The following is a 23,073-nucleotide window of genomic DNA, read 5'->3' as shown; positions in this document are numbered from 1 at the left end:
TTATGACAGCAATAGCAATTGAAAATGTTAAAAAATCCTTCGGTGATGCGCATATATTAAAGTCGGTATCACTTGAGATTAAGCATCAGGAATTTACCGTTCTATTAGGCCCGTCTGGTTGTGGTAAATCCACCCTGTTGCGCATTATTGCAGGGCTTGAGAGCCAAGACACAGGCACGATAAAAATCGGTGATCGTGTCGTTTCTCACCTGCCTCCTAAAGCACGAAATGTAGCTATGGTGTTCCAGAACTATGCGGTTTTTCCTCACATGACAGTGTTTGAAAACATTGCATTTGGTCTGAGAATGAAAAAAGCACCAGAGGCCAAAGTAAAAGCCAATGTTGAAAAGTTTGCATCACTTATGCACATAGATCACCTGCTTGAACGTTATTCTGGCCAACTATCCGGTGGCCAAAGGCAGCGTGTTGCTGTGGCCCGTGCTCTTGCAGTAGAACCTGATGTTCTCTTGATGGATGAGCCTTTATCTAACCTAGATGCACTTTTACGTTTGCAGATGCGTGCCGAGCTTAAATCTGTTTTGGCGGCATCAAAAACCACCACGGTTTATGTTACCCATGATCAGGTAGAAGCCATGAGTTTGGCCGATCGAATCGCTGTCATGAATGCCGGTCGTATTGATCAATATGATCTACCCGATGAAATTTACACAAATCCAGCGACAGAATATGTAGGTAGCTTTATTGGTAACCCGCCGATGAACTTTATCTCACCTGAATTTCAAATTGGCGATGTGCCAGCAGGTGCGACTCAGCTAGGCATTCGTCCAGAAGATTTTAACGTCTCTACCATAGCTCAAGATAATTACTGGCCAATCAAGGTACTAACCAAAGAGAGGCTGGGTTCTCACCAGCAGCTTTCTGCTGAATTAAATGGCCAGCTTTTTCGGGTAAACATTGCCAATGAAATCGATGTGGAAAGTGGCAATACCCTTTATTTACAACCTAAAGACGATAAGAAACGTTGGTATACAGAAAGTGGGAAGATCATTCTATGAGTCAAACTGAGCAGTTAATTAGCGAAGCTAAGCGCGTCCTTAAAGAAAATGACCTTGGCGGTTATACAGTACCAACGAAAGGTTTGTATCCTTTCCAATGGAACTGGGATGCTGGCATCACAGCATTAGGCTGGTTGCACATTGATGAGAAAAGGGCATGGGCTGAGTTTGAAACCTTGTTTAAAGGCCAGTGGGAAAATGGCATGGTGCCTCATGTTGTATTCCATCAAGATTCAGATGATTACTTTCCAGGGCCAGACCAATGGGGTGTTGTTGGTAACCCGCCAAGTACCTCTATTTCACAACCGCCATTATTAGCGACTATGGTCCGTATGATTTATGAGCAAAGTCAGGATAAAGACTTGGCTCAAGCAAAATTAGACACGCTGCTACCTGGTCTAATCCGTTATCACCTATGGTGGTACCGTGAGCGTGATCCAGAGTCAACCGGTCTAGTATCAAGCTATCACCCATGGGAATCTGGCATGGATAATAGCCCTGCCTGGGACGATATCTTAGAGCGAGTACCACAAGCGACTCGTAGTTATCAAAGACGCGATTTAAGCCATGTTGATAGCAACCAGCGTCCTGTTAAAGCTGAATACGATAGATATGTTTACCTAGTGGACTTTTTTAAAGATAAGAAGTTTGACTATCAGACGATCCATGATGAATGCCCCTTCCATACAAAGGATGTGAGCTTAAACTCGGTTTTACAAAGAGCGACGAAAGACTTAATACACCTAAATGGCTTGGCTACTGAGCCAGTTAATCTAGATGAAATCATTCGTGGTGCTAATAAAGCTGATGTACAAATTCAGGCTTTGTGGGATGCAGAAAGACATCAATTTTTGAATAAAGATTATGCTGAGAATGCACCTATTCCAGTAAAAACCTCAGCAGGCTTTATGCCTCTTTATGGTCATAGTGCGACCCCAGAGCAAGCTAGCATTATGGCTGAGGAGATCAAGCTTTGGTTAGAAAAAGGGCCAAAAGGCTTGGCTTCGACTTATCCTGGCGAAGCCGTGTTTGATGCCAAACGTTACTGGCGTGGCCCTTCTTGGTTGCACATTAACTGGATGATTGCCGATGGCTTATCTCATTACGGTCATCATGATGTAGCAGCATTATTACAACAGGCGTCTCGTTCTATTATTGAGCAATCAGGTTACTGGGAGTATTTTGACCCAGAAACAGGTGAAGGTTGTGGTGGTTCAAACTTCTCTTGGACAGCGGCAATTGCTCTTCATTGGTTAGTTTGACCTTGACCAAAGGCCCTGACCAATCGCGGTTGGGGCTTTTTTATATCGCTAGTAGGTAAGAAAGTGGTAAATCCAGAGAGTTTTTTAAAGGCGTTATTTAATCAGGCAGTGAAAACAGCCCACCCTGATACACACTTGGCTTCGGCCTTATCAAGTTTAGATAAAACCAGTCAGGGCAGAACCATCATATTAGGTGCGGGTAAAGGTGCTGCGGCGATGGCGGCAATTGCTGAAAACTACTTTGAAGGGCAGGTTGAAGGCTTAGTGGTAACGCCTTATCAGCATGGTTGCCCTACCAAAATCGTTGAAGTGGTTGAAGCCGCTCATCCTGTACCAGATGATGCTGGGCAAGAAGTAGCACGCAGAATCTTGGCTCTAGTGGCAGACCTTAAACCAGAAGATAGAGTTATCTTTCTTGTCTCTGGCGGTGGCTCTGCATTATTAGTTTTACCTGCTGATGGCATCGATTTAAAAGAGAAGAAGCGCATTAATAAGCAGCTTCTTTACTCGGGTGCCAGCATTGATGAAATTAACTGTGTACGTAAAAAACTCTCTCAAGTTAAAGGTGGCCGTTTAGCGCTACATTGTGCCCCTGCGACTGTTCATACCTTCGCTATTTCTGATGTGCCAGGAGACTCTCCTAGTGTGATTGCTTCCGGTCCGACAGTGGAAGATGACACCAGTATCGAAGCGGCACTTGAGGTGCTAGCGCGCTATAACATTCATGTTTCCAGTGCTGTGACGGCTTACCTTGAACAACAAGATAAACTGGATTATCGACACTTACCTAAGCGCAATAGCTTTGAGATTATCAGTACCCCGCAAATGTCTTTAGATGCAGCCGCAGAGTTTGCTTTATCTCAGGGTATTACGCCTTTGATTTTAGGCGATCTTGAAGGTGAATCCAGTGATGTTGCTAAAGTGCATGGAGGGATTGCTAGACAAGTCTTACATTATGCTCAGCCAATCAAACCACCTTGTGTCATTATCTCTGGTGGCGAAACCACGGTAACGGTAAAAGGCCGTGGCCGTGGTGGTCGTAATGCGGAATTTTTATTAGCGCTTACCTTAGACCTTAAAGGCAAAAAAGGCGTATCTGCGATTGCTTGTGATACGGACGGAATCGACGGGTCTGAAGATAATGCCGGCGCTATCATGCTGGCTAACACCTATGACAAGGCTTTGAGCAAGCAGTTGAACCCTAGAGCCTATTTAGAAAATAATGATGGTTATAGCTTCTTTGACGCTTTAGATGCCTTAATCGTGACTGGGCCTACTAGAACGAATGTAAATGATTTTCGCGCTATCTTGATTCAAGCCTAAGCAAAAGCTTTTCATCAAAGACACTGAATCAAAAAACACGCTATTAAAGAGATGGCCTTGCTCTATTTGCTGCCCTAAATAAGCAAGGTTATTTCTTTTATCCTTTCTGTATTTCACATTTCTTCTTATTCTTCTCTTTCAAGGATTCGCTGTAATCTTGGACGGCTAATTTGCAGTATTTCACAAGCCTTGCCCTTGTGATTATTTACCTGAGAGAGTACCTGTTTCACATGAGTGTATTCTATCTGCTGCAAGCTACTGTCTTGCGTATCTGGGTGAGCTTGGTAAGTATTTTCTGACAGTGTGTCATCTTGTTTATGTTCGCGTTTTTGTCTGAGTTTCTGTTCTATATCGATAAACAAATCTTCCGTAAGTAGCTCACTAGGGCACAGGGCAACGGCCTTGATTAGGGTGTTTTCAAGCTCTCGCACATTGCCAGGCCAATGGTAGTCTGTGAGTAGATCCATAGCGCTTTTAGTTATCTTGCTTATTTTTTTACCTAGTTCCCTATTGGCTCGATATAACAGGGCAGGAACAAGTTCTTTTAAATCTTCTTTGCGCTCAAGCAGAGAGGGCAATTCAATTTGAACCACTTGTAGGCGGTAGTATAAATCCTCTCTAAAGCGTTTCTCTTTTATGGCCTGATCGAAGTTTAAATTGGTCGCTGAGATGATACGCACATCCGCCTGGTATTCAGTTTTACTACCAAGTGGTGTGTAGGTTTTCTCTTGTAGAACACGCAGTAGCTTGGCTTGTATTTGCGCGGAAAGCTCGCCCACTTCGTCTAAAAATAAGGTGCCACCTTGGGCTAACGCAAACTTACCCGCTTGATCAGAGACAGCGCCAGTGAAAGCCCCGCGTTTATGGCCAAAAAGCTCAGACTCTAACAAGTTATCCACTAAAGCGGCGCAATTTAACGCAACAAAAGGGGCACCCTCTGACATACCCGCTTGGTGTATGGCACGGGCGACCATTTCTTTACCTGTACCAGATTCTCCCGTAATTAACACGCTGGCCCGAGTGTGGGCGATTTTACCTATGGTTTTATAAACCTGCTTCATGGCATTGGATGACCCAACCATAGAATTGCCAAAGTTATCAGGCACGCTCAGGGTTTCAAGTTTGTCTTGATTAAGTTGGGCCAGATGCTGAGCCAAGGCGGTATTAATTGCCTGATCAAATTCATCTAAATCTATGGGCTTATGCAGATATTCATCGGCACCGTTTTGCATGGCGCTGATAGTGCTTTGCATATCCTGAAAAGCAGTAATCATTATGATGCGGCTAGTGGGGCTGACTTGCTTAAAGCGAGGAAGCGCTTCAATGCCAGACAAGCCTTGCATGCATATATCTAAGATGATGACATCCGGTTGATAGTCTTGTGCCAAACTGATGCCGCTGCTGGCATCGGCACTGGTTTCAACCTCATGACCTTGTGATTCTAAATGAAGTTGTAGGGTACGTCGTATGCCCTTGTCGTCATCACATATGAGTAACTTGCTCATAGCTTCCCTGCTTTGAATTTTGTGAATTAAGGGGCGCCATGTGAGTGGGAAGGGCAATACATACCTGTGTTCCTTCTTCACCCATAGGCTGCTTAGTTAAGATAGGGCGTATCTTGATCAAGCCTTGGTGTAGATCAAGAATGCCTTTAACAATGGCCAAACCTAGCCCTGTACCACTGGCTTTAGTGGTGAAAAAGGGCTCGAAAGCTTGTGTGATTATGTCGCTCTCAATTGGCTTACCCGTGTTAAAAATGCTCAACATGAGATAAGCCTGCTTGGCTTGGTCTTGTTGAGTTAAGTCTGAAGTCATACCTTGATCAATTAAATTCTCATCAAGCTCATACAGAGGTTGGTCCAGTAGAAGTAAATGGCTCTTAATTCTCACCAGCCTATGCCCAGAGCTTAAGGCTGCGGCTTGGGTGCCATTAGTCATTAGGTTTTGTATTGCCTGTTTTAACTTGGTTGGATCAGCAAATAGAGTCGGTAAGTTAGGTGTCAGCTCTAATGTGATGGCAACCTTATGCTCTCTTGCTAAACGCTCTTGAGGCATGAGTACCTGATTAACCAGCTTATTAAAGTCTAGCCATTGGGCTTGGTGCTTTTCAGGCTTTGAATAGGTTAATAAGTCAGCCAATATGGCTTCCATATAAGCCACTTGTTGGAGGGAAATTTGGCATAACTCATCTTGGTTTTTTCTCTGGTACATTTGCAGCACCATCTTGATAGAGCTAAGTGGGTTCCTAAGGTCATGGGCTATCATGCTTACCACCTTGCCTATGGCGGCGAGTTTTTCGTGTTGCAGGCGTTGATTCGTTTCTTGTTCAAGGGCTTGTGCAAGCGCCTTTTCTTGGCTGATGTCCTGCTTTACTCCCACGTAATAGAGGTTGTTGCCTTGTGCGTCTTTGACAGGTGAGATGACCGCTCTTTCCCAAAATAGAGAGCCATCTTTTTTCTTATTATGTAATTCCCCTCGCCACTCATTACCTGCTAGCAGTGCTTGCCATAGGGCATCATAATCCGCATTTTTCATTTCACCAGACTGTAAGAACTTAGGACTAATCCCTAAGACTTGAGACTCTTGATAGCCTGTTACCTCACAAAAAGTTGGGTTCACATAAATGATCTTGCCAGTTAGGTCTGTGATCATGACGCTATTTTGGCTCTGTTCCACCGCATGGTTTAGCTGTAATAGCTGGGCTTGAGCTTGCTCTTGCTGGGTGATGTCTTCTCCCACTAGAGTGAGAAGGCCTAATGGCGCTTGATTGATGTGCTCTGAAGCCGTTGGCTTCTGTAAAAAAGTGGTGGTCCAAGATAAGAGATGCACTTGCCCATACTTGTCTTGAATCACATCTTTAATACTGGCTTGATGATGACCTGATACAAGCGTGTTTTGCAGGGAGGTTTGTACCTGTTCCCTTAGTTCTAATGGAATGAAAAGACGTACCCAATCTTGCCCTATCACCTCTTTTTTCTCATAGCCCATGCGTTCTAAGAAAAGATCGTTGCAAAATACCACGCGACCTTTCTGATCCAGACTCACGGCCAACAATTGGATTTGTTCTAACACTTGACGAAACTGCTGCTCGTAGGCTCTTTGTTTGTCTTTTGCAAGATGGCGACTTTGGCTAAAAACTATGTAGAGGCAAGCACAGAAAGCCAGACTATAAAGTAAGAGATAAAAGATGAGGTATTGCTGGAAAAACTGCATACGTATTTGCTTAAAATACAGTTTTGAAAACGATGAAACTAGATGCCAAGGCTTGTTATCTGGTGCCATGCTGGTGGCGAAGGTGAGGTAAGCATCGGCGTTAACCAAGCGGCCGCTTGTTTGCTTGTTTAATAGGTTCTGGATATTGCTGGGAGGGTGCTGTGACGTATTAAAAAGAAACTCATTTTTAGCGCCATTAATATCGATAAAACTGAGTAAATTTGGGTTGAGATCAAGGCTAGCATTAGGCAGAGATTGCCCGTTAAACTCTGTTCGATTAAGAGGTTGCACCATAGCCGCTGCTTCACTATTGATAATATAAAGCTGGTTAAGAAAGTAGGGGGATAAACGTAATAACTGTTTGATCAGAGGGAGAGCGCGGTAATTCAGTACTATGACGCCAGCTAGTTGGTCACCATCATAAACTGGCGCGCTCACTCGTATGGTTGGAGCGCTTGGGCGTTCTAATTTACCTGCTTCCATATTTTGATCAAGGGGGGAAATGTATACCTCACCTTGCTTGAGTGTCAGGCTTTTCTGAAAGTAATAACGTTGAGATTTGTCCTGCAAAGCCGGCTTTTCTACTACCTCAAATGTATTACCAATATGGTTAATGCGAACCTGCTCTTTTCCTGTCTGATCTAGAAACCTGATTTGGCTGTAATCACTTTGGTTTTGACTGAATTGTAAAAAGTACTGGTTTAATAATTGCTGCCTATCTGGGGCGGTCAGCGTCATTAATGAGCGGCTAATAAAGGCAAAATTTTTCGCATCGGCCGCCATATTTTCCAAGTTATCAGCTAAAGTCTGTTGGATGAGTTCAACTGTGACTTTCTCCTTGTGCAGAGCGTACTTTTGTTCGTTACTGACACTGAGATAATAATGGCTCAATAGGGAGAGAGTGATGATAAGACTGGCAAAAATGAAATAAAGTGAGAATCTGGCTAGGGCGCTTTTATCTCCATGAAAGCAGCTAAAGTAAGTCGAATAAAAGGATTTGAATGGGCCTTTAGAGGCGCCTAGATTAAGCTGAAGCATGTTGAAAATATCCCTTATTATTCTCAAGATCCAAGCTTCACATTATTTTGTGATGGGGCAAAGAAAACCCAGCTAGAATTAGCTGGGCTTATGTTTCATATCAAACTTTCGGCAAGTTTAAGAGGGCTAACCTTTAACGAGCCAGTAATTGTCCGGTTAATTGAATCGCCAGATACTGCTCCTGATTCTCAAGTTCAGGCAACTTCTTAGCCAGTAAACTCAGGCTTTTCTCCTTAGCAAAATCTAGATTTTTAGCCGCGATACTTTGGCTTTCTTCATCGTGAATAGCGCACTCAATTAAACTTACGACATCCTCTTCTTGTTCCAGGCGGGCGAGTAAAGGCAGGGCTAATTTCCTCACGCCACCAGCAGAGTCGGCTAAACAAGTTTGTAGGCTGCGCTGTATTTCAAGTAAAGGAAGTAGCGCCGAAGGCTTAACATCCATATGCAGTTTGAGCGCCTGTAGGCTGCAAATGCGCACATGTTCATCCTCATCTTCTATGCCTAGCAAAATGAGGGTGAGGGACTGGCGACTTCTCAGCTGGCCCAATAACCGAGTAGCGGCCTGTTTTGTCAAACTGTCCCCTTGATACATAACATTTGCCAAAGCCGCAAAGGTGTTTTTTAACAAGCTGGTCCCTTGCTTTTCTCCAAGGCGAGCCATGGTATTAAACAGCTCAATTTGTAATTCGGGGTCAGCGCCCGTTAGGGCTTCAATTAACAAGGGCGCGGCAAAATCATAAGGACATTTTGCTAGGCTTCGAATGGCAAGAATCTGATTTGAGATTTGAGTGCGTTTGGCAATTTTTCGACGGTTTAGATCTAACTTACCTGAGGCTTGGAAGTGCCCAGAAACGATATCGCTATAATCGTTAAAGTCTTCTTCTAGCTCAAGCAACATATTATTGATATTGCGTTCGTGATCTTGGCCTCTTTGTGCCGGATTAAGCTGAGAGAGATTTGCCTGATTACTTTGCGCAATCGCTGCTAAAGTGGAGGACACTTGAATCTTGTTGTCTTCCTCCTCTTTTTGCTGGCACAGGCTTTTTTTGGTGTTATCAGCTTCTTCCGAGTTGTTTGCTTTGTCCGTATCCAGAGGGATTCGTTGATTATCAGGGTTTGAGCTGAGTACTTGAGACTCTAAAAAGGTTTGATAAGAAGGCAGGTGAGCAAAGTGTCTGATGGCTTCAAAGCAGGCTTGGCGAATCATGACGTCATGATGTTTTTCATCTAATAAGGTACGAAACTCAGTTAATAAGGGGGCTGAGCTTGCCTGAAACTGGCCCAGTAAATGGATAAACTCTATGCGAATGGCGATAGGCGTTTCTGGGTTCTTTGCTAGTTCTAAGCTGCGTTCAAAAGCGGTTTGATAAGCTTCAGCTTTGCCCGCTTTATGGGCGAGGATACGGGCCGCACCTAAGGTTAAAGTATGGGACTTATGTTGTATCAGGCTGGTTAACCAATCTAAAAAGCTGGAGCTAACTTGTTGTGGATGTTGATCGATTAATCCCAACAAGCTCGACAAATTATGGCTTTGCTCTCTTTGTGCGAGAGACTCTAAATTAGCAAGGCTGATATCGTCCAATACATCCAATTGTTTGAGCGCTTCAAGCGCACAGGTTTGTACCCTGTTGCTATTATCGCAAAGCTGGTTCGCAAGGTCCCATTGATAGTCTTTGCTATTTCGTTGGGCGAGCGCCTTGATACCAATGATTTTGATTTCAACATCTTGGCTTTGATTCATTTGCTTAAAGAGCAATACATTGGCTTTAGGGCTTGGGTTAAGGCTAATCGCCTTGGTGATTTTTCTTGCTTGGGTCAAGCTAGGAGAGGCTTCTAATAAACTCTGACAATATTCGAGATCTAATTGGGCTAAGGCATTATAAAGCGCCATCTCAAGTTCAGGTTCTGGGTCTGTCGCCAGTAACTCTTTAAACAGAGGAATGGCATCTGTGGTGGCGACTTGTGCAAAGAGTTGAACCGCTAGCAGTTGTAGATCCCACCATTCGTCCCAGTCATTTGTCATCCCCCATGCATCATCCGGTACACGGCCTTTTGCCATGGCTTCAAATAAATCTATGATGCGTTGTTTTTCAGGATGAGAGGCATCATTAAGCAGAGTCTGCTTGCTTAAGGTTATAAGGGCTTCGTGCCTAGCATCCCCGTCTGGGTGGTTCTTAGCCACATCAATGAGGCTGGAAACATCACCTAAACCTAAATCCCCCAAGGCTTTGGTCGCATCTATGACAACGTCCGTATCTGGGTGGTAAAGACATTGGTTCAGTTGGGGCAGGGCTTCTTGGTATTGAGCCTCAGCGATGGCTTTTGCACTGTAGCAAGATTGGGCTTCGTCTCCCTGTTCAAGCAAGTTCACCAATGCTTGATAGGCTTCTTGGTGGCTGACGGGATATTGCTGAGATGACATATGTGCTCCTAGCGATGACATATCTTGAATAATTTTATTTTGATTGTGAGTGTCGATCTAAGCCTATCAATAGCGTATTTAGCGTTTTCTTTTCTTGTTTTGAATCAAGGTTAGCCCTTGTAGCAAGCGCTTTAAAAAGCCTCGTCAGGAAATTGAATGTTTCGTTAAAAGTATCAAAGAGAAATTGCACAAAGTGTTAAATCTTATCTGTGTTAGAAATTAAAGGGATTGCTTAAAGCGAGATAAATCAAGGGTTAGAGGGCTTTTAAACTCTTGGTATAGAAAATGCCTTAGGGATATCACAGCCAAGTTTTTCTCTAAATTGTGAGTAAAAACTTATTTGATGTCCCTGTTAAAGGAGCTAACCATGAAGATGCGACTGCTAGTACCGACTTTGCTCGGAGTCTCTTTGTCCTCATTGCCCTTGATGGCCCAAGATAAGATGGATTTTGGCCCCCTGCCTGAGGTGAAAATTGATAAGGCGAAAGCTGAGTTAGGTAAAAGATTATTTTTTGATAAACGTTTATCTGGCGATGCTTTATTAGCTTGTTCGACGTGCCACCAACCTGAATCAGGTTTTAGTTATCCCGCCCCTTTAGCCCCAGCTTACACTGGCAGCAAAGGCTTTCGGAATGTGCCTTCTCTGATTAATACCAGCTTAAAAGAAGTGTGGTTTCATGATGGGCGCTTAGGCACCAATCTTAATGATGTAACACGGGAAATGATCACAGAAGATTGGTTGATGAACATGGATATGAGGCTAATGCAGGAGCGTATCAAACAAGATCCTATCTATGTAGCCATGTTTAAAAAAGCAGGTTATGGGGAGCCTTCTAATGGTTCGGTACGTAAAGCCATTCCTGAATATCTCAAAATCTTAAGCTCTAACGCCAGCCCCTATGACAAAGACCAGTTATCAGCGCAAGCCGAGCAAGGACTTCAGCTTTTCAAAGGAAAAGCGGGTTGTACGGCTTGTCATAATGGACCGCTTCTTACTGACGGTAAGGCCTATAACACAGGGGTAAAAGAGAACCTAGAGATCTTCTTGGACCCAGAGCGTCACGAAACCTTTATCGCCTTTAATATGTTTATGGGCAATGAGAACTACATGAACCTCAAACGTGATGTGGGCGCACATGTACAAAGCCACAAGATAGACGGTTCAGATATGGGCAAGTTTGTTACCCCAAGTCTGCGTGAACTCACCCACACAGCGCCTTATATGCATAACGGTGTGATGGATTCCCTCGCGGATGTCGTTGCTTTTTATAACCAAGGTGGCGGGCAAGATTCCAATAAGGACAGCCGACTTAAGCCCCTTAATTTGACGAGCCAGGAAGAGCAAGCCTTGGTTGCCTTTTTAGAGTCTTTATCTTCCAAACCACTGACCAGTGAACAGCATGTTTGGACTAAAAATGACTACCAATATCAGCCAACCAAAAATTGGTTAAAGGCCAAAAACTAAGGAGGGACTTATGAAAGCTAAACCGAACTTATTTATCCGAGTGAGCCTGAGTTTGTTGGCAACCGCAGCCAGTTTTAACTCACCTTTGGCGCTTGCGGATACGCCTATGCCGAGTTTTGATGCTCAAGCAGAAATGAAAAGGGCGGCAAAAGCGGATGCCGTGGCAGCCAAATTATCGCCTGTGGTTTTAGGTGATAAAAGCTATTTGCCTCTAGCACCTTTAGGGGCAGTACCAACGCCTCTTGATAATCCAACCACAGCAGAAAAAGTTGAATTAGGTAAGTTGTTATTTTTCGATGGTCGCTTAGGAGGAGATGAGTCCTCTCCTTGTGTTGCTTGTCACTTGCCTGATACAGGTTGGGATTTTCCAACAGACTTATCGTTAGGTTATCCAAACACAGTGCATTGGCGTAATAGCCAGACTCTAATCAATTCAGCCTATTACTCTAAACTCTTTTGGGCAGGTTCTAGTAACTCGTTAGAAGCTCAAGCCAAGAGTGCTGCCAAAGGCTCTGTCGCGGGTAATGGCGAAGACGATCTGATGGAAGCAAGGCTCGCGCTTGTGCCTGAATATGTTGAGGGCTTTAAACAAGTTTTTGGTGATAACTATCCAAAAATCAGTAATGCCTGGAAAGCCATTGGCGCTTTTGAACGCACCTTAATTCAAACCGATACACCGCTAGATAATTACTTGCTAGGGGATAAGTCTGCTTTAACGACACAGCAGTTGAAAGGCAAAAAACTGTTTGAAGGTAAGGCAAATTGTATTGCCTGTCATAACGGTGCCCTTGCCAGTGATGAGAAGTATTACAACATAGGCGTACCAACCAATAAGCGCTGGGAGCAGGAAGCCATGGCGCAAATCACCTTTCGCTATGAGCTTTATGCGAAAGGTTCCACAGAGAAACAATACCGTACAGAGAAGGCTGACCCAGGTGTTTATTTCAGGGGTAAACGTGCGGATATGAAAGGTAAGTTTCGAACACCTAGTCTGCGTTATACCAAGTACACAGCCCCATACATGCACAACGGGGTGATCACTAGCTTGGCAGATGTGATCGATTTTTATAACAAGGGAGGCATTAGCAAAGATGGGCGCACGACTGGCTTCCCTCAAACTAAATCTAAGCTAATCAAACCGCTTAATTTGAGTAAGTCTGAAAAAGCCGATTTGCTGGCTTTCCTAGACAGTTTTAGTGGTGACAAGCTGGTAATGGATTACCCAGCTATCCCTGAGTCAAAACCTCTCTTTACCAAACAAGCTTTGCTGGAGGCAATAAAATGAAAGATGACCTGACCAATCTTGATCAAACAAGTCTTGACCAAACAAGAGACTCAAGCCAGCTTGATAAAGCTAAGCAAAGCCCAGCTGAACATACCCAATGTATGATGAGCAGACGTAAATTCTTAATGACCTCTGGGGTTGCGGTAGGTGGTGCGAGCTTGGTTTCTCTCACCTTGTATCCAGGTACCGCACAAGCTCAGCAAGTACAGGCAAAAGTAACTTCTTACCCAAGACAATTAGTGGGTAAGTTAAGCCAGCTAAAAGTCAATCAGCCATTGTATTTCAACTATCCAGATGAAGGCCCGAACTCTCGTGCCATGTTAGTGCGTATGGGGGTTGAAGGCGGTGGCGGCATAGGCCAAAACAAAGATGTGGTGGCCTTTTCCATGATGTGTACCCACCAAGGTGGTCCTTTAGATAATCAATACAAAGTCAGAGATGAGCATAGAGTGATTGGCCAATGTCCATTTCACCTCTCGACCTTTGATTTGCGCCGTCACGGCATCATCGTGTCAGGCCAAGCCTATGAGAGTTTGCCTCAAGTCTTATTAGAGCAAGAAGGCGATCTGTTATATGCCGTTGGCATCATGGGCCTGTTATTTGGCCGATCTGACAACCTAATCGCAGTTGCAGGAGCTTAACCATGACAACTCAATTTTATATTCCAGAAGATCATGCACCTCTACCGCCAAAACAAGCCGAAGTGATTACTACCGCTTGTGATTATTGTGTTGTTGCCTGTGGTTATAAGGTGTATCGCTGGCCTTTAGAAATGGCGAATGGAGGCATGAAAGCCAGTGAAAATGCCTTTGATTTGGATTTTCCTACCGCGCCTTTACAGGCTTGGGTGGCACCTAGCCAACATAATGTGGTGATGCATAAGGGCAAGCCCCACAACATCATAGTTGTGCCTGATAAGGACGCCACTGTGGTGAATAAAATGGGTGACTCTTCCATGCGAGGTGGCCTATTAGCGAAAAAAGTTTATAACCCATCCACAGGGACTAGAGACAGATTAACGCAACCTTTGGTTCGTATTGGTGGCAGCTTACAGCCTGTGACGTGGGAGTTTGCTTTAGACATAGCCGCCGCTGTTGGCCAGCATGTGATTGATACCCATGGTACTAATGCCTATGGGGTGAAAACCTACTCTTATCAATACATTGAGAACACTTACGCCATTACCAAGTATGCCTTGCGTCATGTGAATACGGCGAACTTTAGTTTCCATGACACTCCCTCAGATGTGACTTCAACCCCAGGCTTTAGAGATGCGGGCTTTGATAACTTTGGACCAAGTTATGACGATTGGGGGGCGGCAGATACCTTGATGATATGTGGTACTGACCCATATGAAACCAAAACCATTATCTTTACCCAGTACATAATGCCGGCCATTCAAAGGGGCATGAAAACCGTCATTCTTAATCCTAGAGAAACGGCGGGCATAGCCTATATGAAAAAGCATGGAGGGCTGCACCTAGATGTTAATCCGGGCTCAGATACCTTAGTCGTTGGTGCTATTGCTCGCATCATAATGCAGAACGATTGGCAGGATAAAGATTGGATAGAGAACTGGGTAAACAGCAAATGGGAATCTAACTCAGGGTTTGGGCAAGGTACTCGAAACACACCATGGCAATGGCGTACGACTTGGGGCAAGTTTCAAACCAATGGTTATGAAGACTACAAAAAGTGGAATCTAGCCCAAGCTGAGTATGCCCCAGACTATGCGGCAAACATGGCTGGCATAGAGGTTAAAAAGCTTTATCAAGCGGCTGAGATGTTGGCTAAACCTATTAATGGCAAACGCCCTAAAACCTCAATCGGCATCGAAAAAGGCTTTTACTGGTCTAACAACACAGGCAATACCAATGCAATTTCAACCCTAGCAACCTTAGTGGGTGCTGGTGGTCGAGAAGGGCAAGTGGTGGGCCGCTTTGGTGGTCACCAACGTGGTGGGCAATCTGGTGGTAAATTACCGCGAAATAAGTCGCCAGAGAAAGTGCCGGGACGTCGCCGTCGTGCCTTAGATACGGATAGGTATTTATTCTCAGGTCATACTCGTTTTACCCATGTAATAGGTACCACTTGGATTCAAGCCATGTGTGGTTCCCAAGGCTTACAAAAGAAATTTTGGGAGCTGACAGTGGCCAACCCTCATCAGGTTTATAGCTATGACAAGCAAGAGATTATCGACACCCTAAAAGCCCGTGCTGATTCTGGCGGCATGGTGGTTGTGAATCAGGATATCTATTTGCGAGATCCGATTGGCGCTAAGTTTGCTGATATTGTTTTCCCTGCGGCAACTTGGGGAGAAGAAGACTTAATGCGTGCCAATGGCGAGCGCCGTTTGCGTCTTTATCAAAAGTTTAATGATGCGCCTGGCCATGCGAAACCTGACTGGTGGATTATTGCTCAGCTCTCTAAACGTATGGGTTTTGATGGCTTTGATTGGCAGAACTCAAATGAGGTGGCAGAAGAAGCATCACGCTTTAGCCGTGGCAGCCGTAAAGACTTTAATATGATTAAAGTGGCCGCCCATGCAGAAGGTAAAACTCTACATCAAAAGCTAAAAGAGTATGGAACAGAAGGCATACAAGGCCCAGTTTTCTATAACTATGACACCAAAAAGCTGGTGGGTACTAAGCGTTTGCATGACACCCAAATGAGTGCAGAAACCTTAGCTGAAAAGGGTCTCACTGATGGGCCGCAAGGGGCTAACGTGCTCAAGAAGCAGCTCACAGGTTTCAACTCTCAAACGGGCAAAATTAATATGCAGAAGCATCCGTGGGGCCTCTTTAGTGACTTCTATGCTTGGATCAAACCCAAAGGGGACGAGCTTTGGTTCTCTAATGGCCGCGTGAATGAGATTTGGCAATCAGGCTTTGATGATGTGGAGCGCCGCGCTTATACGGCTCAACGTTGGCCTGAAAACTGGGTCGAAATACACCCTGATGACGCTAAGAAACGGGGGATTGAATCGGGTGATCAGGTGATGATGTATTCAGATCGAGTACCGAGCTTTAAAGATACTATCTTAGGTGTTGAAGGCGATGATTTTCAGTTTAACCAGCTGTTAGAGGCAGGCCATATTCAGCTTGATAAGGCGGCAGTGACAGCGGTAGCTATCGTCACCCCTTGTACCAAAAAAGGTGTGCTCTACGCTAATATGATAGATATGAAACAACCATCTAACTCACTAACAGCCAGAGTTGTAGACCAAATTAGTGGTAACTATAACTACAAAATGGGCGTGGCTAATATCAGGAAGATTGGTGACTCTGTGTATAAAAAAAAGTTCAGAAGTTTCTCTTTTGCACCGAGAAATATTGTTTAGTCTTTAAAAAAGGAAATAAAAAACGGGCCGATCAGGTCCGTTTTTTTATGGAGTTTGGATAAATTAAAAAGCTGAACTTAAAAGGGGTGCTTAAAAGTGTCTGCTAAGAAAAAAAGCGCATGCCTTAGGTTGGGTTACCCGTTGGCATGCGTTAATAAATTTATCTGGAGGTGTTTGTAGAAGGGCGTTTGAAAAACGCTAAGTACTGCTTTTTTAGCTGTCGCTGCTGTTATCTTTTAAGCTACGAGCATGGAAGATATAGCCTAGTAGGTTCAAAAGAACTTGTGCCGCTAAAATGCTGGTGGTGCCAGTCTGGTCATAATCTGGTGCCACTTCACATAGGTCGATACCCACAACATCGCCTTGCATAGCAACCTGTTGCAGTACTTCCATCACTTCATAATATTGGAAACCACCATGGCTTGGTGTGCCTGTGCCAGGGGCAATAGACGGGTCAAAACCATCAATATCAATGGTGATATAGTAGCTTACATCTTTGGGGATAAGCTTCATCACACCTTCTAAACCAAGGCGACGAACATCTCTTACCGATAGGATAGTAGAGCCGGCTTCTTCAGCGAGTTTGTGGTCTTTTTTATTCGAAGAAGACACATTACGTATGCCTAACTGAGTCATACCGCTAATGTAGCTTTGCTCTGAGGCACGACGCATAGGGTTACCATGGCCGTATCTTACGCCGTGGCGTTCATCGACAAAGTCCAAGTGAGCATCTATCTGGATAATATGGATAGGCCCTTTATCGGCAAATTTCTCGAAGGCCTTGATACAAGGTGCATTGACCGAATGGTCACCGCCGACTGTGACAGGTAATACACCGGCTTCAAGCATCTTTTTGACACCGTATTCGATATTGGCATGACTCTTTACTGTGTCGGTATGCACCATGTCAGCATCGCCAATATCAACAATTTTGACGCCTTCTAAGTACATGATGTCTTCTTCATAAGAATAAGCACCACCATGACCAAAAGAGAAGAGGGTTGATGCTTCACGAACAGATCTTGGTCCCATTCTCGCGCCAGAGCGCCATTGGGTTCCGCAGTCAAAAGGCGCGCCCATAAAGGCAACATCGGCCTGTATCTTGTCCCAGTCTTCGCAGGTTGGGCTTTTAGCAAAAGTACAAAAGCCAACAAAAGGTAGATTTAAGCGGCCACTTTCGTATGTGTTATTACTCATTTTATAAACTCCTATTCAGCAAATGCTGTCACTCGAACCTCGTTATTTATTGTCTGTGTGAGGTTGTCGAAATCAGTATTGCAAAGAAGTTTTTATTAAAAAATACGAAAGTTATTATGCTTATATCATAAAATTTTATGTTTAATTTTTACCTTCTTGTAGTACGTCTTGAATGTCTTGTACTAAGACTTTGACAATATTCTGTACCGAAGAGGAGGCTCTCATTGCTAGATAAAAGGGGGATTCATGCTCTAGATTAAGATGATCAATGGCACGCATCTCGCCTTTTTCGACCCAGGTTTTAGCATAGTGATCCGGTAGGTAACCCATAAACTGGCCACTGGTAATTAAGATAGCTTGGGCTTCCATGTTTGAGACATAGGCTTTGTTTTGAATGCCGGGTAAATCAGTTTGCTGCAAGTAGGCTCTGGTTGAGACTGGGTAAGCTTGTAATGTTTCCCAACTCATCTCTTCACTGGGTAAAGCAAATAAAGGGTGGTTCTTACCACAATAAAAACCATGCTCTTCTTTATCTAATAATTGATAACTTAAGGTGTTGTCGCGGCGCTGAAAAGGGCCAATACCCACATGGATATGACCATTTAATAAATCTCTTTCTAAGTCTTCTGGTGTGAGTATTTCAAGCTTGATAGACACATCATTATCCCGTTCGAAAAAGCGTTGAATGGCTTTATTGATAGGAAAGCTTGGATTGCTAATGGTGCTATCTATCAAACCAAGGCGCAATGTGCCTGTTAGTTTGTTTCTTAACTCGCCAAGGTCTGCTTCAAAGTCAGAGACGTTATTGAGCATGGTGCGACATCTGGCGTAAACCAGTTCACCTTTTTCTGTGAGATTAAAGCCACTTCTTCCTCTCAAACAAAGCTGAAACCCTAGGCGTATTTCAAAGTCTCGAATATGGGTACTTATTGCTGGCTGGCTCATACCGAGTGCGGCTTGGGCGCTAACAAAGCCACCACACTCTACGACGGTACAGAAGGTATGCATATGTTTCATTGAATACTGTGTCATCTGCTTTCTCCAAGTTTATTGAAGCGGGAAACTGACTTTAAGATACTTTAGTTTTTGTGATGTAAACATAATATCTTTTATATTTTTTAATATAACTTCCTTTGCAATACTAATTTGGAATCGAATGATTTGTAACCTTTTCCAACACCTTTTATGGGTGTGGTTTTTCAAAACAATAATAAGTGCGAATAACGAGGTTTTATAAAATGCTTAAATTAAACAAAACTTTGAAAAAGTTAGTATTGGCAGCAAGTGTCATGAGTATGACCAGTTTGCTGCAGGCAGAAGAATGGAAGTTTGCGATTGAGGAAATTCCAGGCTCAATCATGGATGCTTATGCGCAAGAATTTAAACGTAAAATTGAATTAAAAACCGATGGGGAAATCACGGTTAATGTCTTTCCGCTAGGCTCTTTAGGCTCACCAACTCAGCTGATTGAGCAAACCTCTTATGGCGTGGTGCACTTTTCCAATGTCTCAGTGGGTAACCTAGGCACTATCGTACCTGAGTCTCAACTTTTCTTATTACCTTACGCACTGCCTTCTGATTCCAGTGCTATCTCATCCATGTTGAGCTCAAGCAAGGTTATTTATGACGAGCTAGGTAACGACTTTAACAATAGAGGCCTTAAGTTACACACCATGTATTCAGAGGGGCCGCAGGTGTGGACAACCAATAAAGAAGTACGCAAACCGGATGATCTGGATAATTTCAAGATGCGAGTTATGGTGTCGCCTATCTTGTTAAAAGCCTATGAAGATCTAGGTGCTAGCCCGACACCGCTGCCATTTGGTGAAGTTTATGGCGCGCTGCAGTTGAAAATTGTTGATGGGCAGATCAACCCAGTACCGACAATCGAAGAAATGAAGTTCTATGAAGTAACGGATTATATGATTTGGGCTGGCGAGCAAGAGCTGGTGACCAGCATTATTTCTGGTAGTGATTGGTACGACACGCTTTCCCCTGCAAAGAAAACCTTAATTAGTGAAACTATGGCTGAAATGCGTGGCTTTATTGATGATGTGGTATTGCGCTTCAATCAGGAAAAACTGGCCAAAATCAAAGCCGCTAAACCTGAAATTGAGTTCGTTAAGTTAACCCCAGAAGAGCAAGCGGTATTTCGTCAAAGAAGTAGTGCTACTCACTCTGCCTTTAGTGACATAGTGGGAGCTCGTGGCCAGGAGCTACTGACTAACCTGTTGAACGAAAGCAAAAACCTTTAACTAAATTATCAGGCACCTAGGGTCAAACCGGGTGCCTGTTTTCATTTCCCTGCTTTTTGTAAATTGTCACTTGTTAGTGCTTTAACAAAGTCAGGTCTTTTCTCTTTTCCTCAAGGTGCTATTTGGGGATCAAGAGTCTGTTGATTTAAGGAGGTGCATTATGCCTCAAGCAAATTCCTTTTTTGGGCGAGTATTAACGGGTTTAGACAACATCATAGGTAAGGTTGAAAGCTTGATTTTGACTGTTTCCATCGTTGCCATGGCCACTAATTCAATCGCCAATGTCTTTGGACGTTATCTCTTTAACCAGAGCTTATATTTCTCCGACGAACTGAATCAGTTCCTCATCGTTATCATCACTTTTATGGGGCTTGGCTATATCACACGACAAGGTAAACATATCCGTATGTCCGCCTTTTACGATATTTTGCCAGCGGCCAAACGTAAGCTCTTAATGGTTTTGATTGCTTTAGTGACAGCCATTGTTATGCTGCTTCTGGCTTGGTCTGCTCTTGAATATGTTCTTAAAATTGCACAACGAGGTTGGGTTACTCCTGCCCTGCAAGTTCCTCTTTATCTTACCTATATGTGGGTTGCGCTTGGTTTGTTATTAGCCTCAATCCAATACTTTTTAACGGCGATTAAAAACCTAGATCATAAGGATCCTAAGGTATTTATTTCATTTAGTGTGGTGGACGAATATGAAGATGCAGATATCAAGGACATGATAGAGAATGCGCAATTAACACCTGCAGAAACCGCCGACAATATTAACCTTAATCAGGCATCACCTCAGGAGCCAAGACTATGACTTTAGTAATGTTAAGTGTCATGCTGGTGTTATTACTTGCCGGCTTTCCTATGATGATGCCACTGCTTTGTGCGGCTATTATCGCTTTCTTTATCTATTATCCAGACCTGAGTTTACAGCTACTGATTCAGCAGATGATAGGTGGTGTGAAACCTTCTTCTTTGATTGCTGTGCCCATGTTTATTCTTGCCGCAGAAATCATTACCCGAGGCCATTCGGCTGATCGTTTGATCGATGTGGTTATGCGCTTTATGGGGCACTTCCGTGGTGGTCTTGCTGTCTCTGTTACCGCCGCCTGCGCCATGTTTGGCGCTGTATGTGGTTCGACGCAAGCAACCGTGGTTGCTGTGGGTGGTGCCATGCGTCCAAGAATGTTGAAAGCGGGTTATAACGATTCTTTTTCCATAGGTTTGATTATCAATGCGGCGGATTTGGCTTACCTGATTCCCCCTTCGATCGGCATGATAATTTATGGGGTAATTTCAGGGACATCCATCTCTGAATTATTTATCGCAGGTCTTGGGCCAGGGTTACTCATAATTGTCCTCTTCTCCATTTATTGCATTTGGTACGCCAAGCGACACAATATTCCGGTAGAAGCCAAAGCGACTTGGTCAGAGCGTCTTTTCTCATTACGTCGTGCTATCTGGCCAGCGGGCTTCCCTGTGATAGTGGTAGGCGGGATTTATGGTGGTATTTTCAGTCCAACTGAAGCGGCTTCTGTGTGCGTGCTTTATGCCTTGATTCTAGAGTTATGCGTATTCCGCTCGATTAATGTGAAAGATGCGAGAGACATTGCGCTTTCGACCAGTGCCGTGACCTCTGTTGTCTTTATCCTGATTGCCGCAGGTGCTGCCTTCTCTTGGGTGCTATCTTATGCCCAAATTCCGCAGCAGGTTATTGCCTCTTTGGGTTTAGAAGGGGCGGGTGTCGTCGCTACCTTAATTGCCATTAATCTGGCCTTTTTTATTGGCTGCATGTTTGTAGATTCCATCGTGGTTATCCTGATTCTGGTACCTATCTTTGCACCTTTAGTAAAAGCCACTGGCCTAGATCCGGTTTTAATTGGTGTCATGATTACCTTGCAGGTTGCCATAGGGGCAGCAACACCGCCTTTTGGCTGCAACATATTCACCGCAGTGGCTGTGTTTAGACGGCCTTTTATGGATGTGATAAGAGGGATTCACCCTTTCTTATTCATCTTATTTGCTGTGACTGTACTGTTAATGAATTTCCCAGAAATCGCCCTTTGGCCAAGGGATCTCGCCTTTCGTTAACTAATCATAGAGTGCTAAGAGTACTCACAAAAAAGGGCGCTTGTTGGTGCCCTTTTTCATGTTTTGAGTCAGTCTATCTATTGCTGAATTCGCTCGTTACTGGGTGAGATGCCAAAAAAGTCACGATAACTCTTACTAAAATGAGGTGTAGTAGAGAAACCGCAGGAAATGCCCACATCGGTAATCGACATACTGGTTTGAGTCAGTAATCTATGGGCCTTATTGAGGCGAATTTTTAAATAATATCGAGACGGTGTGTCTTTCAAATGCTTGTTAAAAAGGCGTTCTAATTGACGACGAGAGACATTGATATAGTCTGAGATTGAATCCAAATCTATCACTTCTTCGGTATTGGCTTCCATCAAACTGACGGCGTTAATTAGGGATTCATGGCTACTACCAAGCGACGCCTGTAGCGGGATTTTTTGGCGTTCATTTTCACTACGAATACGGTCCGCAAGAAAGACCTCACCTATCTGAGTACTCACGTCTCGACCAAAGTCATTACGAATAATATTGAGCATCATATCCAGCGCGGCGGTACCGCCTGCGCAAGTGATACGCTTGTCATCAATTACAAATAAAGAGCTTTCGATATTCAGTGACGGATAAGCTTCACAGAACATCTCCATATGGTCCCATTGTATGGTGCAGCGAGACTGTTTAATCAGGTCTGCATGGGCCAATAAATAAGTGCCAGTGCAAAGGGAGCCTAGGGTGAGTTTTTGGTGTTTTTGCTCAATACGAGTGAGAAATTGAACCAGTTTAGGGTTAGCCTGTTTGACGACATTTATGCCTGCACACACAAAGATGGTATCAAACTGATTGAAGCTGGAACTGAAGTCAAAATCGGCAGAAATACTAATACTGTCGCTAGCTTTTACCGGTGCGCCATTATGGGTGATTGTGTACCAAGAATAGGCTTTAAAGCCTAATATTTGATTCGCCATACGCATGGCTTCTATGGCCGAAGTCATAGGCAATAGGGAGAAGTCTTCGACTAATACAAAGCCATAGGTAAAGGTCTTTGGCGGCGTTTGTGATTGCATTTGCATCGTTAATTTCTCCTTAGCAAATAAGTATTAGGCAAGGTGATCCAATATTCAATGGCGCAATATTGCTGGATCAATAAAGGTATAAAACCCCGGTTCAATACTCAAAGGTAT

Annotated in this window: 16 protein-coding genes; 10 read left to right on the top strand and 6 right to left on the bottom strand. The window is 43.9% G+C overall.

The window, feature by feature from the left end:
• The first annotated feature begins 2 nt into the window (after positions 1–2).
• The 3 genes from OA91_RS09275 (at position 3) to OA91_RS09265 (ending at position 3,601) form a co-directional block, all read left to right on the top strand.
• Entirely contained in the window at positions 3–1,016 is a 1,014-nt protein-coding gene (locus OA91_RS09275) for an ABC transporter ATP-binding protein (RefSeq protein WP_063338006.1), read from the top strand.
• Entirely contained in the window at positions 1,013–2,278 is a 1,266-nt protein-coding gene (locus OA91_RS09270) for an MGH1-like glycoside hydrolase domain-containing protein (protein ID WP_063338005.1), read from the top strand. Before OA91_RS09275 ends, OA91_RS09270 begins: the two co-directional genes overlap by 4 nt.
• Before the next feature lie 63 nt (positions 2,279–2,341).
• Positions 2,342–3,601 (top strand): glycerate kinase type-2 family protein, encoded by a 1,260-nt coding sequence (locus OA91_RS09265; RefSeq protein ID WP_063338004.1) that lies wholly within the window; start codon positions 2,342–2,344, stop codon positions 3,599–3,601.
• A gap of 125 nt (positions 3,602–3,726) precedes the next feature.
• On the opposite strand, the gene OA91_RS09260 is transcribed toward OA91_RS09265, so the two are convergent.
• The 3 genes from OA91_RS09260 to OA91_RS09250 all read right to left on the bottom strand — a co-directional run bounded on the left by OA91_RS09260 (position 3,727) and on the right by OA91_RS09250 (position 10,277).
• The gene (locus OA91_RS09260) at positions 3,727–5,106 is read right to left on the bottom strand and encodes a sigma-54-dependent transcriptional regulator (RefSeq protein ID WP_063338003.1); all 1,380 of its coding nucleotides are present in this window, start codon (positions 5,104–5,106) and stop codon (positions 3,727–3,729) included.
• Positions 5,084–7,852, bottom strand: a complete 2,769-nt coding sequence (locus tag OA91_RS09255) for a PAS domain S-box protein (protein ID WP_082827853.1) — start codon at positions 7,850–7,852, stop codon at positions 5,084–5,086. The genes OA91_RS09260 and OA91_RS09255 overlap by 23 nt, the downstream gene beginning before the upstream one ends.
• A gap of 133 nt (positions 7,853–7,985) precedes the next feature.
• Positions 7,986–10,277, bottom strand: a complete 2,292-nt coding sequence (locus tag OA91_RS09250; RefSeq protein ID WP_063338002.1) for a HEAT repeat domain-containing protein — start codon at positions 10,275–10,277, stop codon at positions 7,986–7,988.
• Between the two features lie 367 nt (positions 10,278–10,644).
• Between OA91_RS09250 and OA91_RS09245 the strand changes: the two genes are divergently transcribed.
• Genes OA91_RS09245 through OA91_RS09230 form a run of 4 tightly spaced genes read left to right on the top strand, consistent with a single transcriptional unit; the run spans position 10,645 to position 16,367 of the window.
• Positions 10,645–11,742, top strand: coding sequence for a cytochrome-c peroxidase (locus OA91_RS09245; RefSeq protein WP_063338001.1), 1,098 nt, complete (start codon positions 10,645–10,647; stop codon positions 11,740–11,742).
• 10 nt (positions 11,743–11,752) lie between these two features.
• The gene (locus OA91_RS09240; protein WP_063338000.1) at positions 11,753–13,027 is read left to right on the top strand and encodes a cytochrome-c peroxidase; all 1,275 of its coding nucleotides are present in this window, start codon (positions 11,753–11,755) and stop codon (positions 13,025–13,027) included.
• Positions 13,024–13,668 carry an arsenate reductase (azurin) small subunit gene (locus OA91_RS09235; protein ID WP_063337999.1) on the top strand — a complete coding sequence of 215 codons (645 nt, stop codon included), beginning with the start codon at positions 13,024–13,026 and terminating at the stop codon, positions 13,666–13,668. Before OA91_RS09240 ends, OA91_RS09235 begins: the two co-directional genes overlap by 4 nt.
• A gap of 2 nt (positions 13,669–13,670) precedes the next feature.
• A complete protein-coding gene (locus OA91_RS09230) occupies positions 13,671–16,367 on the top strand; it encodes an arsenate reductase (azurin) large subunit (protein WP_063337998.1) in 2,697 nt (898 codons plus the stop codon).
• A gap of 213 nt (positions 16,368–16,580) precedes the next feature.
• Here the strand turns inward: OA91_RS09230 and speB are convergent, their stop codons facing one another.
• Both speB and OA91_RS09220 read right to left on the bottom strand, forming a co-directional pair.
• Complete coding sequence (gene speB, locus OA91_RS09225; protein WP_063337997.1) at positions 16,581–17,564, bottom strand: agmatinase; 984 nt, start codon at positions 17,562–17,564, stop codon at positions 16,581–16,583.
• 141 nt (positions 17,565–17,705) lie between these two features.
• Positions 17,706–18,596: a LysR family transcriptional regulator gene (locus OA91_RS09220; RefSeq protein ID WP_231870345.1), complete on the bottom strand. Its 891-nt coding sequence runs from the start codon at positions 18,594–18,596 to the stop codon at positions 17,706–17,708.
• A gap of 206 nt (positions 18,597–18,802) precedes the next feature.
• Here OA91_RS09220 and dctP point away from each other — a divergent pair, with 206 nt between their 5' ends.
• The 3 genes from dctP (at position 18,803) to OA91_RS09205 (ending at position 21,907) form a co-directional block, all read left to right on the top strand.
• Positions 18,803–19,819 (top strand): TRAP transporter substrate-binding protein DctP, encoded by a 1,017-nt coding sequence (gene dctP / locus OA91_RS09215; RefSeq protein WP_063337996.1) that lies wholly within the window; start codon positions 18,803–18,805, stop codon positions 19,817–19,819.
• Positions 19,820–19,979: 160 nt separating this feature from the next.
• Positions 19,980–20,630 carry a TRAP transporter small permease gene (locus OA91_RS09210; protein ID WP_063337995.1) on the top strand — a complete coding sequence of 217 codons (651 nt, stop codon included), beginning with the start codon at positions 19,980–19,982 and terminating at the stop codon, positions 20,628–20,630.
• Entirely contained in the window at positions 20,627–21,907 is a 1,281-nt protein-coding gene (locus OA91_RS09205; protein WP_046015781.1) for a TRAP transporter large permease, read from the top strand. The genes OA91_RS09210 and OA91_RS09205 overlap by 4 nt, the downstream gene beginning before the upstream one ends.
• A 77-nt stretch (positions 21,908–21,984) precedes the next feature.
• Here OA91_RS09205 and OA91_RS09200 read toward each other — a convergent pair whose 3' ends face one another.
• Entirely contained in the window at positions 21,985–22,962 is a 978-nt protein-coding gene (locus OA91_RS09200) for a GlxA family transcriptional regulator (RefSeq protein WP_052701841.1), read from the bottom strand.
• Between the last annotated feature and the right edge of the window lie 111 nt (positions 22,963–23,073).

Source organism: Marinomonas sp. SBI8L (assembly GCF_001624705.1).
Classification (GTDB): Bacteria; Pseudomonadota; Gammaproteobacteria; order Pseudomonadales; family Marinomonadaceae; genus Marinomonas.
Note: the sequence above shows the minus strand (reverse complement) of the source record. Positions and strands in the feature narration are given on the sequence as shown.